Raw genomic sequence first — 17,568 nt, 5'->3', positions numbered from 1 at the left:
AGAAGTTATTCATACATTTGATTATTGAGTTAATATAAATTGTTAAGATCTGTTGTTAGCTTAATCATTTTGACAGAGGTGCGCCAACATCTCTGTCATTTTTAAGACACATGGTAATTGATTTAGGTTAGTACTTCTTACATCATAGCTTTCTTTTAGAGATTGATAATTTATTTTGATTTATTTTAAAACTCAGGTCACTCACAAACTCCAACATGTTCAACACTTCGGAAAGGTTGGCATCCCGGCGAATCTCCCCTGTATAGGTCTGTGATTGTGAGACATCCTTTGAAATAGACACTTCCAAATCATACCAGGACTGTAATTGCTGCGCAATCTCTACGATATTATCTCCCTTGAAGTAGAAAATATTGTTTTTCCAGGCCAGTACCTTGTACAAATCCGCAGGTTGTACATTGATCGCATCATTATAGATATCCGCTCGTTGTCCGGGAATTAACACCACCTTTTTATCTCCTTTAGAAACCTCTACCCTTCCCTCTTCCAATGTTGTTGTTACCTGATTGGAATAAGCCATTACATTAAAATGTGTACCTAGTACTTTGATTTCAGCGCCTTTACTTTTCACATAAAACGGACGAGCTGAATCCTTGGCAACCTCGAAATAAGCTTCGCCTTCAAGCTCCACCCGTCTTTCATTTGCAGCAAACTTTGAAGGGAAATTTAATCGACTGTTGGCATTGACCCAGACTTTTGTTCCATCACCCAGTGTCAGGCTAATAAAATTTGCGGCGGGTACTACAAGTGTATTTTGCGTAGCAGGCAGCTCCTCTTCGTCCGCGATTATATCGGACGACGAAGTGCTAATACGTCCGTCAGCTAAAAAATGAATATTATCTTCCACCTTTATCTCTGAACCGTCTGTACGAATCAGTTTTGCTCCTTTAATGGCAGGAAGTACATCATTTTTGTATTTAACGTTCTTGCTTTCTACAATACGCTCAGAACTGCTATCGGATTGATTAACCAGAAAATAAAAGCTCAGCGATATGAGGACTGCTAGTACAGCAGCTATGGACTTCCATAGAGTCAGCGTAGATGTTTGCTTTTGTCTTCTTAAAATAGACTTCCAAGCTTCTTGCTCATCAAAGCTATTGAAGATCGAAGTATCAATTCCTTCAGAAGATCGTTTTTTAAGATCAGTCAATAAAGCCTTATTACGCGGATCTCTATCGGTCCAGTCGGAAAGCAAAGTCCCTTCTTCCTCAGTAAGGTCTTCACGGAACTTTTTAATTAACAACTTGGCAATATAAAATGGGCTACTTTTCATAATTTCAGGATAAGAAACCGAAATCATGAAATGGGGTGACAAGTTTTTTAACTTTTTTTTAACGGAGAGTTAATAGTATTAAAACGAGGAAAAATTCCGGATCTAATTTATGCCTTAAGACGCATAAAGGCTATGGTTAATCTTCATGTCTTCTTTTAAGAAAACTATGTTTACCATGGTCTCTACAGGCTATTCCTAAATAAACCTTAGTAAAATTATGATCAAACAAAACCATGTAATCGTGAAAATGTGGAACATCCTGAAATTACGGTACCAGTCTTGATAACGGTGCTCTAACCGATAGTACCTCTTTTCCTGTTGAACAAAAGCGATCAATCCCAACAACGGAATAAAATGGTATAGTTTTAGGTTGCGTTTCTTCATATCGTTATAATATTTCCCTTGCCGATGCAGGAGTTGACTGATTTAAAATTAACAATCACAGTATAGTTTTTTGGGTTGCGATACTTACCTCTCACGCTGCACTGTCAAGATCCAACTCTTTTACAGATCGATATGTATAAATATCAATTCTTGTAATGTAACTAAATCAGGTTTGAGTCAGCAACGGATGGCAGATTGCAATGGTGCACACTATACATCATAGAATGAGGCACAGATGAGTCCAACTGGAAAGTACAGTCTCTTCCTCCTAATGCAATTTTTTAATAAGCAACTTGGCAATATAAAATGGGCTACTTTTCATAATTTCAGGATAAGAAACCGAAATCATGAAATGGGGTGACAAGTTTTAACTTTTTTTTAACGGAAATATAACAGTAACAAAACAAGGAATAATTCAGGATCTAATTTATGCCTTAAGACGCGTAAGGCTCTTTGTTTTTGGGTCTTGATGGTATTGACCGATAAAGCTAATTGTTCTGAAATCTCTTGATTTGAAAGACCTTCAAAATAGCTTAATTTAAAAATCTGTTGGCAGGCATCGGGAAGATCTGCAACAATTAGGTGTACAGCAGCCATAAACTCTGCCCGGATAATCCGGTGTTCATAATCTACTTCATCTACAGCTGAAAAATCTTGTCGTTGTAAATATTTCAGTACCGTTTTTGACTTACGGTTAAGATTATAAACGGCATTACGAACAGAAGAGTACAGGAAAGATTTGATAGCTTGCTCATCATTTGAAATAGATTTTTTATTCATTAAAAAGCTCACATAGGCATCTTGCACTAGGTCTTCGGCAAGATTGGCATCATTCACCATTTCCCATGCGAAATAGCACAAAGCTTTGTAATTTTTAATGAATTGAGTTTTTTCCACTTCCGACGACATATCACATAGACAACCAGGTCCCTAAGGTAAAATAAAATATAAAATATTTTAAATTTCTTCATCAAAGTTAAATTTTCTCGACGATCTGATATAGGCTGTTGAGGAAATAGAAATCATAGGACAGTTCTTAATAGTCTTATCTTTGGTAAACATTTAAATACACATTAAAAAACTACTTGTTTTAAGGTTATTAACCTTATTTTGGATCGGAACTGTTTTAAAATGAAAAACTTTATGTAACCGGTTTAAGAGGGAAGTAAAACTGTTTTTCATTTCTATTTTCAATCGAAAAAAATTCAAGTTATGTTAAAGCCAATTAAGACAGAGGAACAATATAATAACACATTAGCTCGTGTTTATGAGCTAATGCAAACTGATACAAAGGAAGGATCAGCAGCATCCGATGAATTAGAAGTGCTCAGTATACTTATTAAAGAATATGAGTTGGTGCATCATCCAGCTAACATGAACTATATTAAAAATCAAGAAAAAACGACATGATTTTCTTGGTAAGCAAATAACCAACCCGCATCAAAGTTTTCTTCCACTCTAGCCGATTGGGTATGGAGCTCCCCACATAGAAGCAGCATCCACCTCCCTAATACCATGATTTTATAAATAAACTAATAATTTTATTTTCCCAAAGCAATATTATAATCCGTGGTTAACGAATAGAAGAACTTGATGTTTTTGCATTTGACACTGCAGTATTTTCAATTTCTTCATTTGATAGATTTCTGTTCCAAACTTTTAGGTTGCGGATTTTTCCAACGAAAGAATCGCCGTAGTTGCTGCCGATATGGCGAAGCGGACAAAGTATTTGATTGTTAGTTTCGCCAATTTTTTGCCCATTAATATACACGGATGCTCCCCCTTTGAAAGCAACAATGGTAAGGTTTGTCCATTGATTTAATGGAAGCTGTTGTTCAAATCCATTACTCACATCATGTGACAGATACGTTTCAGCGGGAGAGCCTGTTCCCTGTCGTGCTCCGGCGGCACGAACAATACCAATTCCTGAATGTATTTGTTCATTTTGCTGCCCGTTATTCTCTATTTTTTCTTTCTGTTTCCATGAATAATTGCCGCATAACTCGACCAGGTCAGAGGAAAGAAAAACATTTTTACCCTCTACGGTTTGCAGTTTTTTTAGATCCACAGATAAAGTCCATGGGTATTCAAGATCAGCACGGTCGGCATGGGCAAGTGGTAAATCTATAATGGCATTCCTCGAAGTTAGCTCCAGTTCATTCGGAATATTGAGCACGACATCAGGGGCACTAGGCGAACGTTGTAACTCAAGTCGGTTCAATACCGTGACATTCGAAACAGGAAGGATTGCCTTTGAGCGGTTCAAATACTGATCATAGCTGGCAGAACCTTTTGTTCCCCATAATTTTTCAGCGAATGCCTGGATGCCCGGAATTACCAGGTCAGCAATTTCCGTCATCGTATAGCCTGTGGGCCCTTGGTCACACCAGATATGCAGCTTGCCACCAAGTAAACGTGGACTGTTTTTTTGTGGCTTATTTACATTTTCGCCTGCTTGCCAGGGTTCCCATTTGTTGTAAACTTCTTCAGGGTTTACCCCATAATAGTGACAACCAGGTACATAATAAGAAACATACTGACTAGAGTTGATGACAAGGTGGCCATTGTGTTCATCATGATATGGATCCCACATATCAACAATTACAGTTGAATCAACACTGACCGATTTGCCCATCATGCTTTCGTAACCAGACCATATCCGACAGTTTTTCCCTTTTGAGCGGATGTGTGCATTCATGGAATTAATAAACCTGCGGAAATCCTGATGAAGCTTTTCCTTTTCTTCTGGAGGATATTTTACCCTGTATTCGTCTGTTCCAATATGAAAGTCGGGTGCATCAAAAAGCGGGATCATTTCATCCACAAACTTTTTCATAATGGTCAATGTTTTGGGATTCGAAACATCCAGATAGTTGGGATATCCTTTCAGCATGCAATCGGGAAAATAATTTGTAAAAGCAGCAGCATGCCCGGGCATGTCAAACTCAGGTGTAATAACGATGCCATATCCTTTGGCAAAGGATACAAGTTCTTTGATCTCTTGTTTTGAATAACAGAGATCTTTTGCGGCCAGTTGCGGAAATACATCCGATTGTACGCGAATTGCAGAATACGATTCTCCAAATGCTTCGTCTGAAAGATGCAGATGCAATTCATTCATTTTATGCCAGGAAAGAATACGGACATAATCCTTCAAAACTTCCAAAGGCCATGGTTTCCGGCCAACATCTATCATTAGCATACGTCTTGAATAAGATGGCCAATCCTTTACTTCGCCACAAGGAATATTACCCGCATGGGCCCTTACCATTTGTAATACTGAACGGGCGCCGAAATGTATAGCTTCGACAGAATTACCTGTTATAACAACTTGGGTAGATGTTATTCTGATACGGTGAGATTCTTTTCCGTTGGGTAACGTTTGGGAACTAAGCGTAAGAAAAATGCTTCCTTTAAGAGGTATGTTCGACTGGATGATTTCAATATGTGGGAATCCCAAGGGGGTAAGGTCTGCTTTTAAATTAGCAGAAACTGTTTTCAGTTTGTTATTGTCCCTTATGTTAACAGCAATAATAACCTTTTCAGGTTCTACATTAAAATATCCTTGTTGCGGGCGCCATTGCTGAACGGCAGGTACTATGCCGGTTACACCACTCGTATCATTAAGAGGTGCATGGAAATTTTTGCACCATCCTTTTATTGCACAAGAATAAGTCAATAATAGAAAAAGGAGAGCCCGAAGGTGATTACCTGATAAAAGTTTCATTGAGATTGTTCAAGTGATTAGAAAATATTTAAAAGATTTTAATTTGGAATTCTGATTACGTATTAAGTAAATATTACCTATTGCAAAAGAAAAGGGGCTGTCTAAATTTTCCTTTAGTCACTCAAAAGAAAAGTGTTGATTTTAGGAAAAGTCACTTGTAATTTTCATGCCAGCTTCCTATTCCGATTAAATAATCCGAAAGTCCCACAATACTCTCCCGAGCTTTGATTCCTGAAAATAATTTGAATCACTCAGGTTTTCTTTTTATTTAAATACGAATAAAAGAGAGATAAGTACTATGCTTCGATTTTTTAAGTGACCTAAAATCACTTTCAAGTGTTCAAATTATCTTTCATCAGGGTTAGGCTATCCGAATTTCTTAAAATAATAATGATTGAAATAAGCTAAGTTTACCCTATTTTTACATTAAATAATAGCAATAGCACAACATCAAATAATATAAATAGCACAACACCAAATAATATAAATAGCGCAACACCAAACAATAACAATAGCACGGCATCAAGTATTTGTAAATACAAAACTAGGTTCTACATACTTACACTAGAATTATTTCAATTCAATCTCAGAATTTAATTAAGGAGGATTGAACAAAATAACCAAATAAGAAAATGGCAACACCACAACAAAGATTCGCGGAAGCATTGAAAATACTGAAAGAGTTACAAGATAAAGGAAACGTTGCAATATATACAGATGAAATCCCTAATAGAACATATAGAGAACTATTACTAAAGAATGGATTTATCAAAGAAGTCTCTAGAGGCTGGTATATTCCCAGTAATCCTGAAGAGAATGACGGTGATAGTACATATTGGTATAGTTCATATTGGGAGTTTTGTGCTAAATTTCTTAATAAGAAATATGGAACGGAATGGTGCCTATCCGCTGACCAATCATTGAATATACACGCAGGAAATTGGACTGTTCCATTTCAATTAATAATAAGAGCTCCACAATCAAACAATACTCCTACAACTCTCCCACATGGCACTTCTTTATTCAACACAAAATCAGATCTTCCTGAAGCTAACCAAATTACAATAGAGAGGAATATACGAATGTATAACCTGCCTGCTTCTTTGATTTATTGCACTTCCAGAATATATACCAGTAATCCAATAGAAGTTAGAACAGCACTTTCATTAATTAGAGATGCATCCGAATTGCTCCCCATTTTGCTAGAAAAAGGACATACAACAATCGGAGGAAGGCTGGCTGGAGCCTTCAGGAACATTAAGAGAGAAAAGATAGCCGACCAGATTATGGAAACCATGAAGAGTACTGGCTATGACATAAGAGAAGAAGATCCATTTACGGATAAACTTAATATTAATCTTTCCAGCCGTGAGAAATCCCCATTTGTCAACAGAATTAAATTAATGTGGCAAGCTATGAGAGAGGTCATTATTAAGGACTTTCCAGCTGCACCTGGCATTCCAAAAGACACTGATGCTTACCTAAAAAATGTAGACGATCAATATATAACGGATGCTTATCACTCTTTATCAATAGAAAGGTACAAGGTAACACCTGAATTAATTGAACGTGTAACAAGTGGTCTATGGGATAAAAACATTAATGCAGAAGATAAAAAACAGAAAGATGCTATGGCTGCCAGAGGTTACTGGCAAGCCTTTCAAGTAGTAAAGGAAACTATTATTAAAGTACTAAAGAATGCAAACCCCGGTACAGAAGCCGACAAGGATCACCATAAATGGTACCGTCAGCTTTTCGACCCTAGCGTTAGTGCAGGCATTCTAAAAGTTTCCGACCTTTCAGGCTATCGCAATAACCAGGTATACATTGGAGGCTCAAAGCAAGTCCCTTTAAATGTGGATGCTATGCGAGATGCAATGCCTATACTTTTTGAATTACTCGAAAATGAAAAGGAACCTTTTGTAAAAGCAGTATTGGGACATTTCATATTTGTCTTTATACATCCCTACATGGACGGAAATGGTCGTATAGCAAGGTTTTTAATGAATGTGATGCTTGCATCTGGAGGTTATCCATGGACTGTAATTCCTGTTGAACAACGATCGAACTATATGAAAGCATTAGAATCAGCGAGTGTAAATCAAGATATCACTCCTTTCTCACAATTTATTGCTTACCTAGTATCTGAAGGACTAAAAGGAAAGCCAGTAGCACATTTATCTTAAAACCTTGCATTTATTATAAAGATCTGATCTTTGAATTATAGAAGGAGTGTGAAGTGACAAAGCTAGAAGAATTAAAGAAGCATCTGAAGAGAGGTCAAGTATATCGCCGAATGGATCTGACTAAATGGTCTAAATCTGTCGATCATCATCTTGAATCACTTGTGAGTGAAGGAACCTTACAAAAGGTATCTCCAGGGATGTATTACTTTCCTAAAGAGTCTGCCTTTGGAAATACTCCACCGGATGAAGAAGAACTAATACGAAGTTTCCTAAAGGATGATCGCTTTCTTCTTACCTCTCCAAACGCATATAACAGTTTAGGAGTTGGAACCACACAACTTTACAATAAAAGAGTTGTGTATAATCATAAACGCCATGGTGAAGTTATGCTGGGCAACAGAAAGTTCTCTTTTCGAATAAAACCCCATTTCCCCAAAAAAGCAACTCCTGAATTTTTGCTGGTTGACTTAGTAAACAACATCGAAACGCTTGCTGAGGATCAAGAGAAAGTTTTAAAGAATGTACTATTCAAAGTCGAAAGTATGAATGCAAAAAAACTAAAGCATTCAGTCCTTGAGTATGGGAGTTTAAAAGCGAAAAAACTATTTGGACCACTAATAGAGACAAAAAAGAAGCACACACGGTACCATAATTTTTAACGTAAGAGTTTCAATCTCTACCGAAAATATTCTGCATATCAGTTTAAATCGAATCACATCCAAGACGTTCATGGCATTTTTACATTCCGCTTACAAACTCTTAGGTAATTCAACGTGTCGACTTTACTTCATTCATAAACTTAACTTTTCCATTAAGATTACTTTTTAACAAGGAATTCTTCATTACAACCTACATTTCAAATACTTTTAATATTTATATTCAGTTGTCTTTTTCAAACATAGTCACTATTTTTTGTAAAAATGGTGACATAATAAAATAAACAAATATTTGTTTATCAATTAATTAACTAAGATTTTTTCTTATTTTATAAATAACGATTTTGACAAAAAAGTCACCTTTTTATATAAATTAGTGACAAATATGGAGTCTACACATCAAGTAATTGCCCAAAAAATTAAAAAGTTACGCAAAGGAAAAATAATCTATCCTACCGATTTTAGAGGAATAGGGACTACTGATTCAGTAAAGAAAGCTCTTTCGAGACTTACAAAAGATGGTGTAATTAGACGTGCTGCACATGGAATATACTACTTGCCGAAAATAGATCCTCTAATAGGAGAATTGAAACCAACTGCAGAAGAAATTGCTCAATCTATAGCAGAAAAAGAGCACATAAAAATTAAACCTGCAGGATCGTTTGCAATGAATAAACTTGGAATTTCAACACAGGTGCCAATGAATTTAGTTTATATGACCGATGGTTCTCCCAGAGATATTAAAGTAGGCAAGAAGGTTATAAAATTTAAAAAAACTACGCCAAAGAAGATGGCTCTTAAGGGGAAATACAGTTCATTGGTAATCCAAGCCTTAGAAGAACTAAATATTGACGAAATCGAGAAAGAAACTCAACGCAAAATAATCGATATATTAAATAAAGAGTCTATTGAAGTCATAAGGCATGATCTTAGCCTGTCTTCTCAAAGAATTAATGATTACTTTATATTTTTGTTTAATCTAAAATGAACAGACTGCTGAAAAAATTGGAATTCCGGCTCCATCAGTAGAAAAAGATTGGTGGGTAACGATTGTATTAAAGGCTATATTTAATGGTCAATTTAAGTCAATTTTATTATTTAAAGGTGGAACTTCATTAAGTAAATGTTTTAATTTAATTAATCGGTTTTCAGAAGATATAGACTTGGTTCTTGATAAAAACCATTTTGGGATTGTTGATAATCCATCAAAATCTCAAATTAAAAAATTGAAGAAAAAAGCCTGCGAATTTACAAGTACAGAATTATTGGCAGCGATCAAGGCTCAACTTATTGAAATGGGGGTTCCAGAAGACCTTTTTGATATAACTGCTGAAAATATTGAACCAACTTTTCCAGATAAAGATCCTCAGAGACTAACACTTATATATAAATCTGTATTTGATGAGCAAGAGATTTACATATCGAAAGGTGTAATCATTGAAGCAAGTTCCCTTTCATTACAAGACCCAAATATGAAAAGATCAATAAATTCTATGGTTTGCCAGCATTTTCCAAATACCGAATTTTATGAAGAGCCTTTTGAAATTCCTACAATCCATCCCAAAAGAACTTTATTGGAGAAAGTTTTCTTATTACATGAAGAGTTCAAGAAACAAAATGACAAGATACGGAGTGCAAGAATGTCTCGCCATCTTTACGATTTAAATAAACTTATGAATACTGATTTTCTGAATGAAGCCCTAAATAGCCCTGACCTATATTTGCAAATTATTCAGCATAGAAGCCTATATCACAGCTTAATTGGTATTGATTATCAAACACATTATCCAGCAACAATTGATTTCCTTCCTCCTGAAGGAGAGATTAGGAAAAAATATAAAAATGATTACGAGGAAATGTCCCAGGAGATGATATATGGTGACGACAAATTAGGATTTGACGAGATAATGACCTCTATGGAGAATTTATTAAAGCAAATCAGAACAATTAATTTAAATTAATGATCTTCTCATCAAAGTTGGTGGCCAATTCTCAAGTCTCTAAATATGCAAATGCGGCAGAGGAAATAGTTGGTTGAAATAAAAAATGTTTTTGACAAATATCAACTTATACAAAGCTATAAATTACTTAAATTGAGGCAGATAAACTTCTTTTTTTATGAAAAATAAGATCCTGCCTATCTGCATTGCCTTGATGTTATTGTGTATTATCTCTTGCAATAACAAAACAGCAGAAAACCAAACGGTAATTATTGATTCAGACATACTTAACACACAGGTTTTAACTCAGGAGCAACAGAATAAGCTGACTCCTACTGAAGTAATAATAAGTTTAAAAGTTGGCAACAAAGAGTTTGTTGAAGATCAGCTTACTGTAAGAAATAATTCAGCTAGAGTGCGCCAGGCTTCTTTGGGCCAGTTTCCTAAAGCTGTTATTTTATCTTGTTTAGATTCAAGAGTTCCAGTTGAAGATGTTTTTCATAAAGGCATAGGCGATTTATTTGTCGCCCGCGTTGCCGGCAATCCATCCTATTTCAGAGGAATTGACTCCTTGGGCTAACGTAAAGGTCTATCACAATCTGGGCAAATTCATTAAATTAGGAAAGCTCTTTGCAAGGCCGTTTTAAAAAGTGTCGCTATAAAGCACGGGCGCAATCCTGGTTGAGATGTTTGCCATGACTTCATTGGTGGCCCTCCATAAAAGAGGGACCCCGTTCAGAATATTTTCTTAGCCAAAAGCACATCTCCAAAGAGTTTCTAAACTGTTAACACATGGAACAGGAATCGATTCCAATGGAAGTGGTCAATGCTCATGCGGCAGGAGTCGACGTGGGCAGCCGGTCGCACTGGGTGGCTGTGGGACAACAGCCGGAAGAGGTCAGGGAATTTGGGGTGTATAACCAGGATCTCTTTGCCATGGCCCAGTGGCTCGGGGAGAAAAAAGTCAAAACAGTAGCGATGGAAAGTACAGGCACCTATTGGCAAAACCTTTATGCCGTACTCATAGCCAAAGGCTTTCAGGTCGTGTTGTGCAACGGAAAATTCACCAAGAACATTAAAGGGAAAAAGACGGATGTAAAAGATTGCCAGTGGATCCAGAAGCTGCACACGCTGGGCTTGTTAAACAGCAGCTTTTTACCCGATGAAGCGACCGAGCAACTGCGCACCTACTGTCGTCACCGATCCAACTTACTTCATCAGGCGGCCTCTACCTCCAAAAAAATGCAGAAATACCTTCGATTGCTCAACTTGCGACTGGATGTGGTGGTCAATGACATTTGCGGACTTACCGGCTTAAGCATCATTCGAGCCATTTGCCAAGGTGAATCCAATCCGCAAAAGCTAGCTTCCCTGCGACATGGCAACTGCCGAAAAAGTGAACACGAACTTGCCCTGGCCCTGCAAAGCAACGGCAGAGCCGATTACCTCTTTGCCTTGCAGCAGGAACTGGAGACTTATGATTACCTGCAGGAGAAGGTGCTGCAATGTGACGTAAAAATAGGCGAGCAGCTTGAAAAGATTATTGGCAATGACCCCAATAAAAACCAGCATCAACTCCCCCCTAAAATCTATAAACGCATTAATAAAAACAGCCCAAAAGACATTGACTTGAATCTGAAGTCCTATCAAATGTTCGAGGGAGTGGATTTACTGGCCATCGAAGGAATGAGTTATTCAACGGTACTTTCCTTAATGAGCGAAGTTGGTTTAGCAGGCATTCGGAAGTTTGGCAATGCCAAGCAATTTGCCAGCTGGTTGCGCCTGGCGCCCAACAACAAGGTGAGCGGGGGGAAGGTACTCTCAAGCAAAGTGCCCAAGGGAAGTAACCGGCTAAAAATAGCCTTGCGAAATGCAGCCAATGCCATTGGCAACCTGAAAGACTCCACACCCTTAAGGGATTTTTTTCAACGGATCAGTTTCCGAAAGGGACGTGTGTCGGCCATCAGCGCTACTGCCAGAAAGCTGGCCGTGATTATCTGGAACTTACTGATTAAAGGAGCCACTTACATTAACCCAGCAGGTTACCTGTTTTTGGATCAGAAAAGAAAACTGGGCATGGTGAAACGGATTCGGAAACAAATTGATAAATTCGGCCTGACTAATGAAGAATTGGGCTTTAATAGCCTTTAAAACATCTTTTCTTGAAACGTTAGTCAGAATATTATTAATGAAGACATTTTGGGTAGTTTGGAGTATGCCTGCAAGGTTTCAGGATCAAAAGTTATTGTTGTTTTAGGGCATGAACATTGTGGCGCCATTAAGTCTGCAATTGACAGTGTTCAATTAGGCAACATTACTGCTCTATTAAATAAAATTCAACCCGCTGTACAAAAAGCCAAATCGACATTCCAAGGAGAAACCTCTTCAAAGAACGAGAAATTCGTGCAGGCAGTTTGTGAGGAAAATGTAAAAACAGCCATTGATCAAATCAAGACTCAAAGTCATATTCTAAATGAAATGGAACAAAAGGGAGAGATTAAAATCATTGGAGGGATTTATGATATGACAACAGGAAAGGTTCATTTTATGGAATAACCTTTTCGATCATAACTCTTAAAAATCGTATTTAGGTTATCCTACCTGAATATTAAACAAGCATTATGTATCCGCAGAAACAACAAAGCTCCGTTGTTCGGACCTCTATGTGGACATTAAGTATGAATATCGTACCTATAGAATTAAAGCGATTAGTATAACCAACTAATTACAGTTTCATATTAATCTCTTTTTTATTTCCTGCAAACTAATACCTAGGATAATGAAAATGCTACCAATTAAGGATGCGATACAAATTGATTTGGTGGATTATTTAGCCTCACTAAATCATCCGCCACAAAAGATCTTGAATCAGGATTACTGGTATTATTCACCATTAAGAGAAGAGCACACACCCTCTTTTAAAATAAATCGAAAACTCAATGTGTGGTATGACCATGGATTGGGCAAAGGTGGGGGTCTGATTGAATTTGGCATTCTCTTTTTTAACTGTTCTGTAAGCAACTTTCTAGAACGTTTGGCTCAGCATAAACCCTTAACCTCTTTTTCTTTCCCCCCACCCCATTTCCTTGCGGGTGAAAAGAAAAAAACGGATGAAAGTAAAATCGTTATTCTCGATACACGTTCGCTTGCTGCTAAATCGTTAACTGATTATCTAGAATACCGCTGTATTCCAGTTCATGCTGCAAACCTGTCATGCAAGGAGGTTGATTTTTTATTATATGGCAAGCAGCACACGGCAATTGGTTTTCAAAATAATTCAGGAGGATACGAATTAAGAAACAAGGATTTCAAATGTTGTTGTTCTCCGAAGGACATTACCTTCTTTGAGAATAACAGCGAAGTGATAGCCGTTTTTGAAGGCTTTTTCGACTATCTGTCTTTTTTAACCATGAATCATGGATTAAAAATAAAACCTACCAACTTCTTAATCCTAAACTCACTTTCCCTCCTTAAAAAAGCAACACAGACCATTGATAAACATGACAGGGTATATCTCTATTTAGATCGGGACAAAAGTGGTATTCATACTACCCAACAACTCTTAAAATTAGACAGGTGTAAGTACATCGATCAAAGTCGTTTATACCAAAATCATAAAGATTTAAACGATTGGTTAATTCATAAAAAGCAAAGCATAAATCACCGTCAAAGGATAAGAAGAAAACTTTGAAGACTAGAGGTATAACCCAAAAATCTCCTCTCAAAATGTTATCGCATTCAGTGAGGAGATTTCATAGCAAATAATCCTCAATTCGCGATTCGCGAATTGAGGATTACAATATACCATCAGTTTACCAGGAGTACTCGATAGACGAGATTTATCTATTTCCTCACTCCAATAGCCGTAAGAAATATCCTACTCCTGTTCCTGTTATCAAATGAAGGCACATAACGTATATATCTATATTCGTCAAGTTCTCGCAACGTTTTATGGAAGGTGGCACTACTTGATATTTTAGCCAGAGGCATTAATTCGTAACTATACACATGAACCGGACACTTACACTCCTGGTTGTAGTAACATTTTAGAATTGCCATATAAAGCGAAATATGCCTCGAACTTACTTTAGGATCTGCATGAATTGCATCAAAAAACGCCGACAATAACTTTAATTCCGCCATTGCAACCTACTTTGAAAATTACCGCTTTCTACACTAGTGGATCGAATGCCCCTTACTTCTTATCCTTTTATTGCTTTCTTTGATCGTTTCCTGCTCATCATCTAAATCAGATTGCTTTTGATTAGCTTTCTTGGCTTCCTTTTGTATGGAGTCTGATTGACCTTCTTTTTCTCCAGCAACTTCTCTTAATCCCACACGCCGTAAATTACTGTCGTAAATATTTATGGATTTAAACTGTGGACTTGCCTCTATAAATCGTTTCTGTTCTCCGGACTCATACATAAAAGTGACCATTTGACGATTGCCTCTGTTTAAGGATTCAATCAATCGGGTTTTATCTTGTTCTGTCCCCAATTCTTTAATCAAATGTTTATCGAGTTCCTTTGTAAGGTCAAACCCATAGTTTTGATGAAATTGCTTGATTTTGAAGTTACCTTTATCATCCGTTTGTTTAAAATCCAGCTGAAGCCAGGCGTTATAAAGCATTCCATCCTTATTGTTCAGATCCTTATTGATGGACCTGCCACTCATTAAGTTGTAAGCCTCTTTTAGGGTGATGGTATGATCTTTTGCAAGGTAAAAGGTTTGGCAAAGTGCATTCCCCGCCCCAAGCTGTTTCAATTCAATATCGTACTTATTAAAAAAGTACATATCATTTTGCTCTGACCTTCTGAAATGAAGTGTAGCGCTTACTTCATCTTTGCCATATGCTGCTTGATGTTTTAATTCAAAGCTCGGCATTTGCTTTTCAAGGTTCATTTTTAATTCACTTTCCAATCCCTCACCGAAACCGGAAAACTTTACCTGTTCTTTCAGGTATTCAAAATTTTTCTGATTCATATCCTTTTTATTTATTAGTGAATTCAAATAATCCCAAAAAAGTCATTAGCCTCAATTTCTAATGACCGCCATTAGAAATTAAGAGTGTTAACTTGTTGATAACTATTGGTTTTATACCAATGTAAATTGGAGGAAATTGCAGTAAGTAAACCTTATTTGAACTTGGACCTGAAAATTGACTTTACAGACAAAGAAATAACGCCCTGGTCGGGCATTGTTTTACTGAAAAAAATGCTGGACAGGATGGAGTTTGAAGCAGCCTTGGATCGGTTGCCATTGCCAGCCCCAGGGTCAAACCGGGGCTATTCCCCGCATCAACTCATCCAACAGTTTATGACCAGCATATGGTGTGGGGCCAACAAGTTTGAACATTGCGAGGTAACACGCCATGATGCGGTCATGAAACAATGCTGGGGTTTCAAACAAATGGCAGGCAGTAAAGCCATCCAGCGCTTTTTCAACAAACATACCCTGGCCACCAACCAGCAGATCTTCACCCCTTTATACCAATGGTTTTTTGGCAATCTGCAGTATGATAATTACACGCTGGATGTCGACTCCACCATCCTTACCCGATACGGCGGGCAACAGGGTAGTAAAAAAGGATACAACCCCCTTAAGCCAGGCCGCAACAGTCATCATCCTTTAATCGCCTTTATAGAGGAAACAAAAATGGTCGCCAACTTTTGGCTGCGAAGCGGCGACAGCTATACGAGCAATAATTTCCAAGGCTTTTTAGCCGATACGATAGAAAAACTAAACGGTAAAAAAATAGGCTTATTCAGGGCCGACAGTGGATTTTACGGTAAAGAAGTATTTGAGTATCTGGAGCAAAGTCCACAAGTGGGCAACTACATCATTGCCGCCCGGCAGTACAAACCGATCCAACAAAAACTCGCCGCACAACACCTGTGGGTAAAAGTTACCGCTGGTATCGAAGTGGCCGAAAGCACTTATCAAAGTCCCCTGTGGGATCAACCCAGAAGGCTGGTCATGGTCCGCCAGCAAGTCAGTGAACGCCCCTGTGCAACGGACAAAACGCTGAAACTATTTGAAGACGAGGGCATTTATAAAAATTACCGCTACAGTTGTTTTGTCACCGATTTAACCCTGCCGGCGCTTCAGGTGTGGAATCTGTACCGGCAAAGGGCCAATTGCGAAAACCGGATCAAAGAACTGAAATACGATTTTGGGGCAGACAGCTTCAATCTTAAAAACTTTGATGCTACCGAAGCGGCCCTGAACTGGGTGATGATGGCCTATAACTTCATCAGCCTTTTCAGGCAGGTCGTGCTTAATACCCAAGTAGAACAACGCCTGAAAACATTACGCTACAAGGTGTTTGCCATTGGCGGGTATATGGTAAAAAACGGCAGCCAGAAAATCCTAAAACTGTCGCTGGCCATGAAACGAAGAGAATGGTTTACCGGCCTATGGAATTGCAATAAAACATTTGACTTGACAAAAACTTAAATCCCTAATGACTTTTTTGGGATAATAGAATGCTACTCTAATGCTATAGGCTTTGCTTTAATAATTGTCGGATTACGAACTTTTAAAGACAAGTTCCGTCCTCCGTTATGTTCCATAAGTTGCACCTGCAAGTATTTTTTATCAGAAACAGTGAACTTTGGAAAAGCGACAACAATTATCTCTTCCGTATTTTCTTTAATGGTTTTGACATTACCGAAGGTTTCTATCGGTATTATATCAAGCTGCTGAATAGCCGTTCGTTTGGATTGCTTTTGATCAAGGATAGTAAACCGCAGCTGTTCTACATCGAAACGAATATTGGTACAGTTTTTCAGTCTCAGCTGAAAATACAATTCATCATCCTTAACGTATATTCCAAGAAGATTTATTCCGATGCCGTATTTTTTATCTTTTTTATTTATGATGGGTTTTTCTTTGACAATACGTTCTGCAAGTCGGGCAATCTCCAATTCATTCAGCTTACCATCAGTAAATACAATCTCTTGACTGGAAACGGTGTCCTTGCTTATTTGAAATGCATAACCAGTTGGATTGGAAGCATAATTCACCAGAAATGAATACAAAGATCCATCGGCTGTAATAACCGTAAGATTAGTCTCATTAAATCCCTCTTTTGCAGCTTTGACTAACATAACATTCGATACATTCTTTACCTGCTGAACCAATACATCACTGCTCCCGCGATCTATGCTTTTAATCGAAAAAGGGAATACGATACTGGTAGTTTTAGAAAAAGTAATTAAAAGCTGGCAAGGTACAATCGCTTCTGATCTGGATAAGGAAACCTGCTGTGCCTGTACCACCGAATTAAGGAATATTATAATTCCTGTTATTATTAACACACAAATCTTTTTCATTGGAATTATTTTAGTTGAGTAATCTGATAGATTCTTATTGAGGATCGGCT

The 17,568-nt window shown here is 37.6% G+C and carries 16 protein-coding genes; 10 read left to right on the top strand and 6 right to left on the bottom strand.

Features of this window, described 5'->3' with window-relative positions:
* Positions 1–142 precede the first annotated feature (142 nt).
* Positions 143–1,333, bottom strand: coding sequence for a FecR family protein (locus L2B55_RS08830; RefSeq protein WP_237850169.1), 1,191 nt, complete (start codon positions 1,331–1,333; stop codon positions 143–145).
* A gap of 720 nt (positions 1,334–2,053) precedes the next feature.
* Positions 2,054–2,584 (bottom strand): sigma-70 family RNA polymerase sigma factor, encoded by a 531-nt coding sequence (locus L2B55_RS08825; protein ID WP_237850168.1) that lies wholly within the window; start codon positions 2,582–2,584, stop codon positions 2,054–2,056.
* Between the two features lie 303 nt (positions 2,585–2,887).
* Between L2B55_RS08825 and L2B55_RS08820 the strand changes: the two genes are divergently transcribed.
* Positions 2,888–3,085, top strand: coding sequence for a hypothetical protein (locus L2B55_RS08820; protein ID WP_237850167.1), 198 nt, complete (start codon positions 2,888–2,890; stop codon positions 3,083–3,085).
* Between the two features lie 163 nt (positions 3,086–3,248).
* On the opposite strand, the gene L2B55_RS08815 is transcribed toward L2B55_RS08820, so the two are convergent.
* Positions 3,249–5,402 carry a family 20 glycosylhydrolase gene (locus L2B55_RS08815; RefSeq protein WP_237850166.1) on the bottom strand — a complete coding sequence of 718 codons (2,154 nt, stop codon included), beginning with the start codon at positions 5,400–5,402 and terminating at the stop codon, positions 3,249–3,251.
* 632 nt (positions 5,403–6,034) lie between these two features.
* Here L2B55_RS08815 and L2B55_RS08810 point away from each other — a divergent pair.
* From L2B55_RS08810 to L2B55_RS08775, 8 genes are all read left to right on the top strand, one after another.
* Positions 6,035–7,588, top strand: coding sequence for a Fic family protein (locus L2B55_RS08810; protein WP_237850165.1), 1,554 nt, complete (start codon positions 6,035–6,037; stop codon positions 7,586–7,588).
* A 53-nt stretch (positions 7,589–7,641) separates the two neighbouring features.
* A complete protein-coding gene (locus tag L2B55_RS08805; protein ID WP_237850164.1) occupies positions 7,642–8,247 on the top strand; it encodes a DUF6088 family protein in 606 nt (201 codons plus the stop codon).
* A 382-nt stretch (positions 8,248–8,629) separates the two neighbouring features.
* Complete coding sequence (locus tag L2B55_RS08800) at positions 8,630–9,232, top strand: DUF6088 family protein (RefSeq protein ID WP_237850163.1); 603 nt, start codon at positions 8,630–8,632, stop codon at positions 9,230–9,232.
* Positions 9,233–9,248: 16 nt separating this feature from the next.
* Positions 9,249–10,205 carry a nucleotidyl transferase AbiEii/AbiGii toxin family protein gene (locus tag L2B55_RS08795; RefSeq protein WP_338092200.1) on the top strand — a complete coding sequence of 319 codons (957 nt, stop codon included), beginning with the start codon at positions 9,249–9,251 and terminating at the stop codon, positions 10,203–10,205.
* Between the two features lie 157 nt (positions 10,206–10,362).
* Positions 10,363–10,764, top strand: a complete 402-nt coding sequence (locus L2B55_RS08790; protein WP_237850162.1) for a carbonic anhydrase — start codon at positions 10,363–10,365, stop codon at positions 10,762–10,764.
* A gap of 212 nt (positions 10,765–10,976) precedes the next feature.
* A complete protein-coding gene (locus tag L2B55_RS08785) occupies positions 10,977–12,335 on the top strand; it encodes an IS110 family RNA-guided transposase (protein ID WP_237847101.1) in 1,359 nt (452 codons plus the stop codon).
* A 30-nt stretch (positions 12,336–12,365) separates the two neighbouring features.
* The gene (locus tag L2B55_RS08780) at positions 12,366–12,740 is read left to right on the top strand and encodes a carbonic anhydrase (protein WP_338092199.1); all 375 of its coding nucleotides are present in this window, start codon (positions 12,366–12,368) and stop codon (positions 12,738–12,740) included.
* A gap of 223 nt (positions 12,741–12,963) precedes the next feature.
* The gene (locus tag L2B55_RS08775; RefSeq protein ID WP_237850160.1) at positions 12,964–13,875 is read left to right on the top strand and encodes a toprim domain-containing protein; all 912 of its coding nucleotides are present in this window, start codon (positions 12,964–12,966) and stop codon (positions 13,873–13,875) included.
* A 152-nt stretch (positions 13,876–14,027) separates the two neighbouring features.
* Here the strand turns inward: L2B55_RS08775 and L2B55_RS08770 are convergent, their stop codons facing one another.
* On the bottom strand, positions 14,028–14,327 hold the full coding sequence (locus tag L2B55_RS08770; protein WP_237850159.1) for a hypothetical protein: 300 nt from the start codon (positions 14,325–14,327) through the stop codon (positions 14,028–14,030).
* A 33-nt stretch (positions 14,328–14,360) separates the two neighbouring features.
* Positions 14,361–15,167, bottom strand: coding sequence for a hypothetical protein (locus tag L2B55_RS08765; RefSeq protein ID WP_237850158.1), 807 nt, complete (start codon positions 15,165–15,167; stop codon positions 14,361–14,363).
* 126 nt (positions 15,168–15,293) lie between these two features.
* Between L2B55_RS08765 and L2B55_RS08760 the strand changes: the two genes are divergently transcribed.
* Complete coding sequence (locus tag L2B55_RS08760; RefSeq protein WP_237845715.1) at positions 15,294–16,640, top strand: IS1380 family transposase; 1,347 nt, start codon at positions 15,294–15,296, stop codon at positions 16,638–16,640.
* A 32-nt stretch (positions 16,641–16,672) separates the two neighbouring features.
* On the opposite strand, the gene traN is transcribed toward L2B55_RS08760, so the two are convergent.
* Positions 16,673–17,518 (bottom strand): conjugative transposon protein TraN, encoded by an 846-nt coding sequence (gene traN / locus L2B55_RS08755; protein ID WP_237850157.1) that lies wholly within the window; start codon positions 17,516–17,518, stop codon positions 16,673–16,675.
* Positions 17,519–17,568 lie beyond the last annotated feature (50 nt).

The sequence above is a fragment of the Solitalea lacus genome, from assembly GCF_022014595.1.
In the GTDB taxonomy this organism is placed as follows: Bacteria; Bacteroidota; Bacteroidia; order Sphingobacteriales; family Sphingobacteriaceae; genus Solitalea; species Solitalea lacus.
The sequence above is the reverse complement of the archived record's forward strand: the minus strand, read 5'-3'. Positions and strand labels throughout refer to the sequence as shown.

Excerpts from the sequence above, each read along its gene's own strand:
- L2B55_RS08825 (WP_237850168.1), bottom strand. The coding sequence starts at position 2,584 with ATGTCGTCGGAAGTGGAAAAAACTCAATTCATTAAAAATTACAAAGCT.
- L2B55_RS08820 (WP_237850167.1), top strand. The coding sequence starts at position 2,888 with ATGTTAAAGCCAATTAAGACAGAGGAACAATATAATAACACATTAGCT.
- L2B55_RS08815 (WP_237850166.1), bottom strand. The coding sequence starts at position 5,402 with ATGAAACTTTTATCAGGTAATCACCTTCGGGCTCTCCTTTTTCTATTA.
- L2B55_RS08810 (WP_237850165.1), top strand. The coding sequence starts at position 6,035 with ATGGCAACACCACAACAAAGATTCGCGGAAGCATTGAAAATACTGAAA.
- L2B55_RS08800 (WP_237850163.1), top strand. The coding sequence starts at position 8,630 with ATGGAGTCTACACATCAAGTAATTGCCCAAAAAATTAAAAAGTTACGC.
- L2B55_RS08790 (WP_237850162.1), top strand. The coding sequence starts at position 10,363 with ATGAAAAATAAGATCCTGCCTATCTGCATTGCCTTGATGTTATTGTGT.
- L2B55_RS08785 (WP_237847101.1), top strand. The coding sequence starts at position 10,977 with ATGGAACAGGAATCGATTCCAATGGAAGTGGTCAATGCTCATGCGGCA.
- L2B55_RS08775 (WP_237850160.1), top strand. The coding sequence starts at position 12,964 with ATGAAAATGCTACCAATTAAGGATGCGATACAAATTGATTTGGTGGAT.
- L2B55_RS08770 (WP_237850159.1), bottom strand. The coding sequence starts at position 14,327 with ATGGCGGAATTAAAGTTATTGTCGGCGTTTTTTGATGCAATTCATGCA.
- L2B55_RS08765 (WP_237850158.1), bottom strand. The coding sequence starts at position 15,167 with ATGAATCAGAAAAATTTTGAATACCTGAAAGAACAGGTAAAGTTTTCC.
- traN (WP_237850157.1), bottom strand. The coding sequence starts at position 17,518 with ATGAAAAAGATTTGTGTGTTAATAATAACAGGAATTATAATATTCCTT.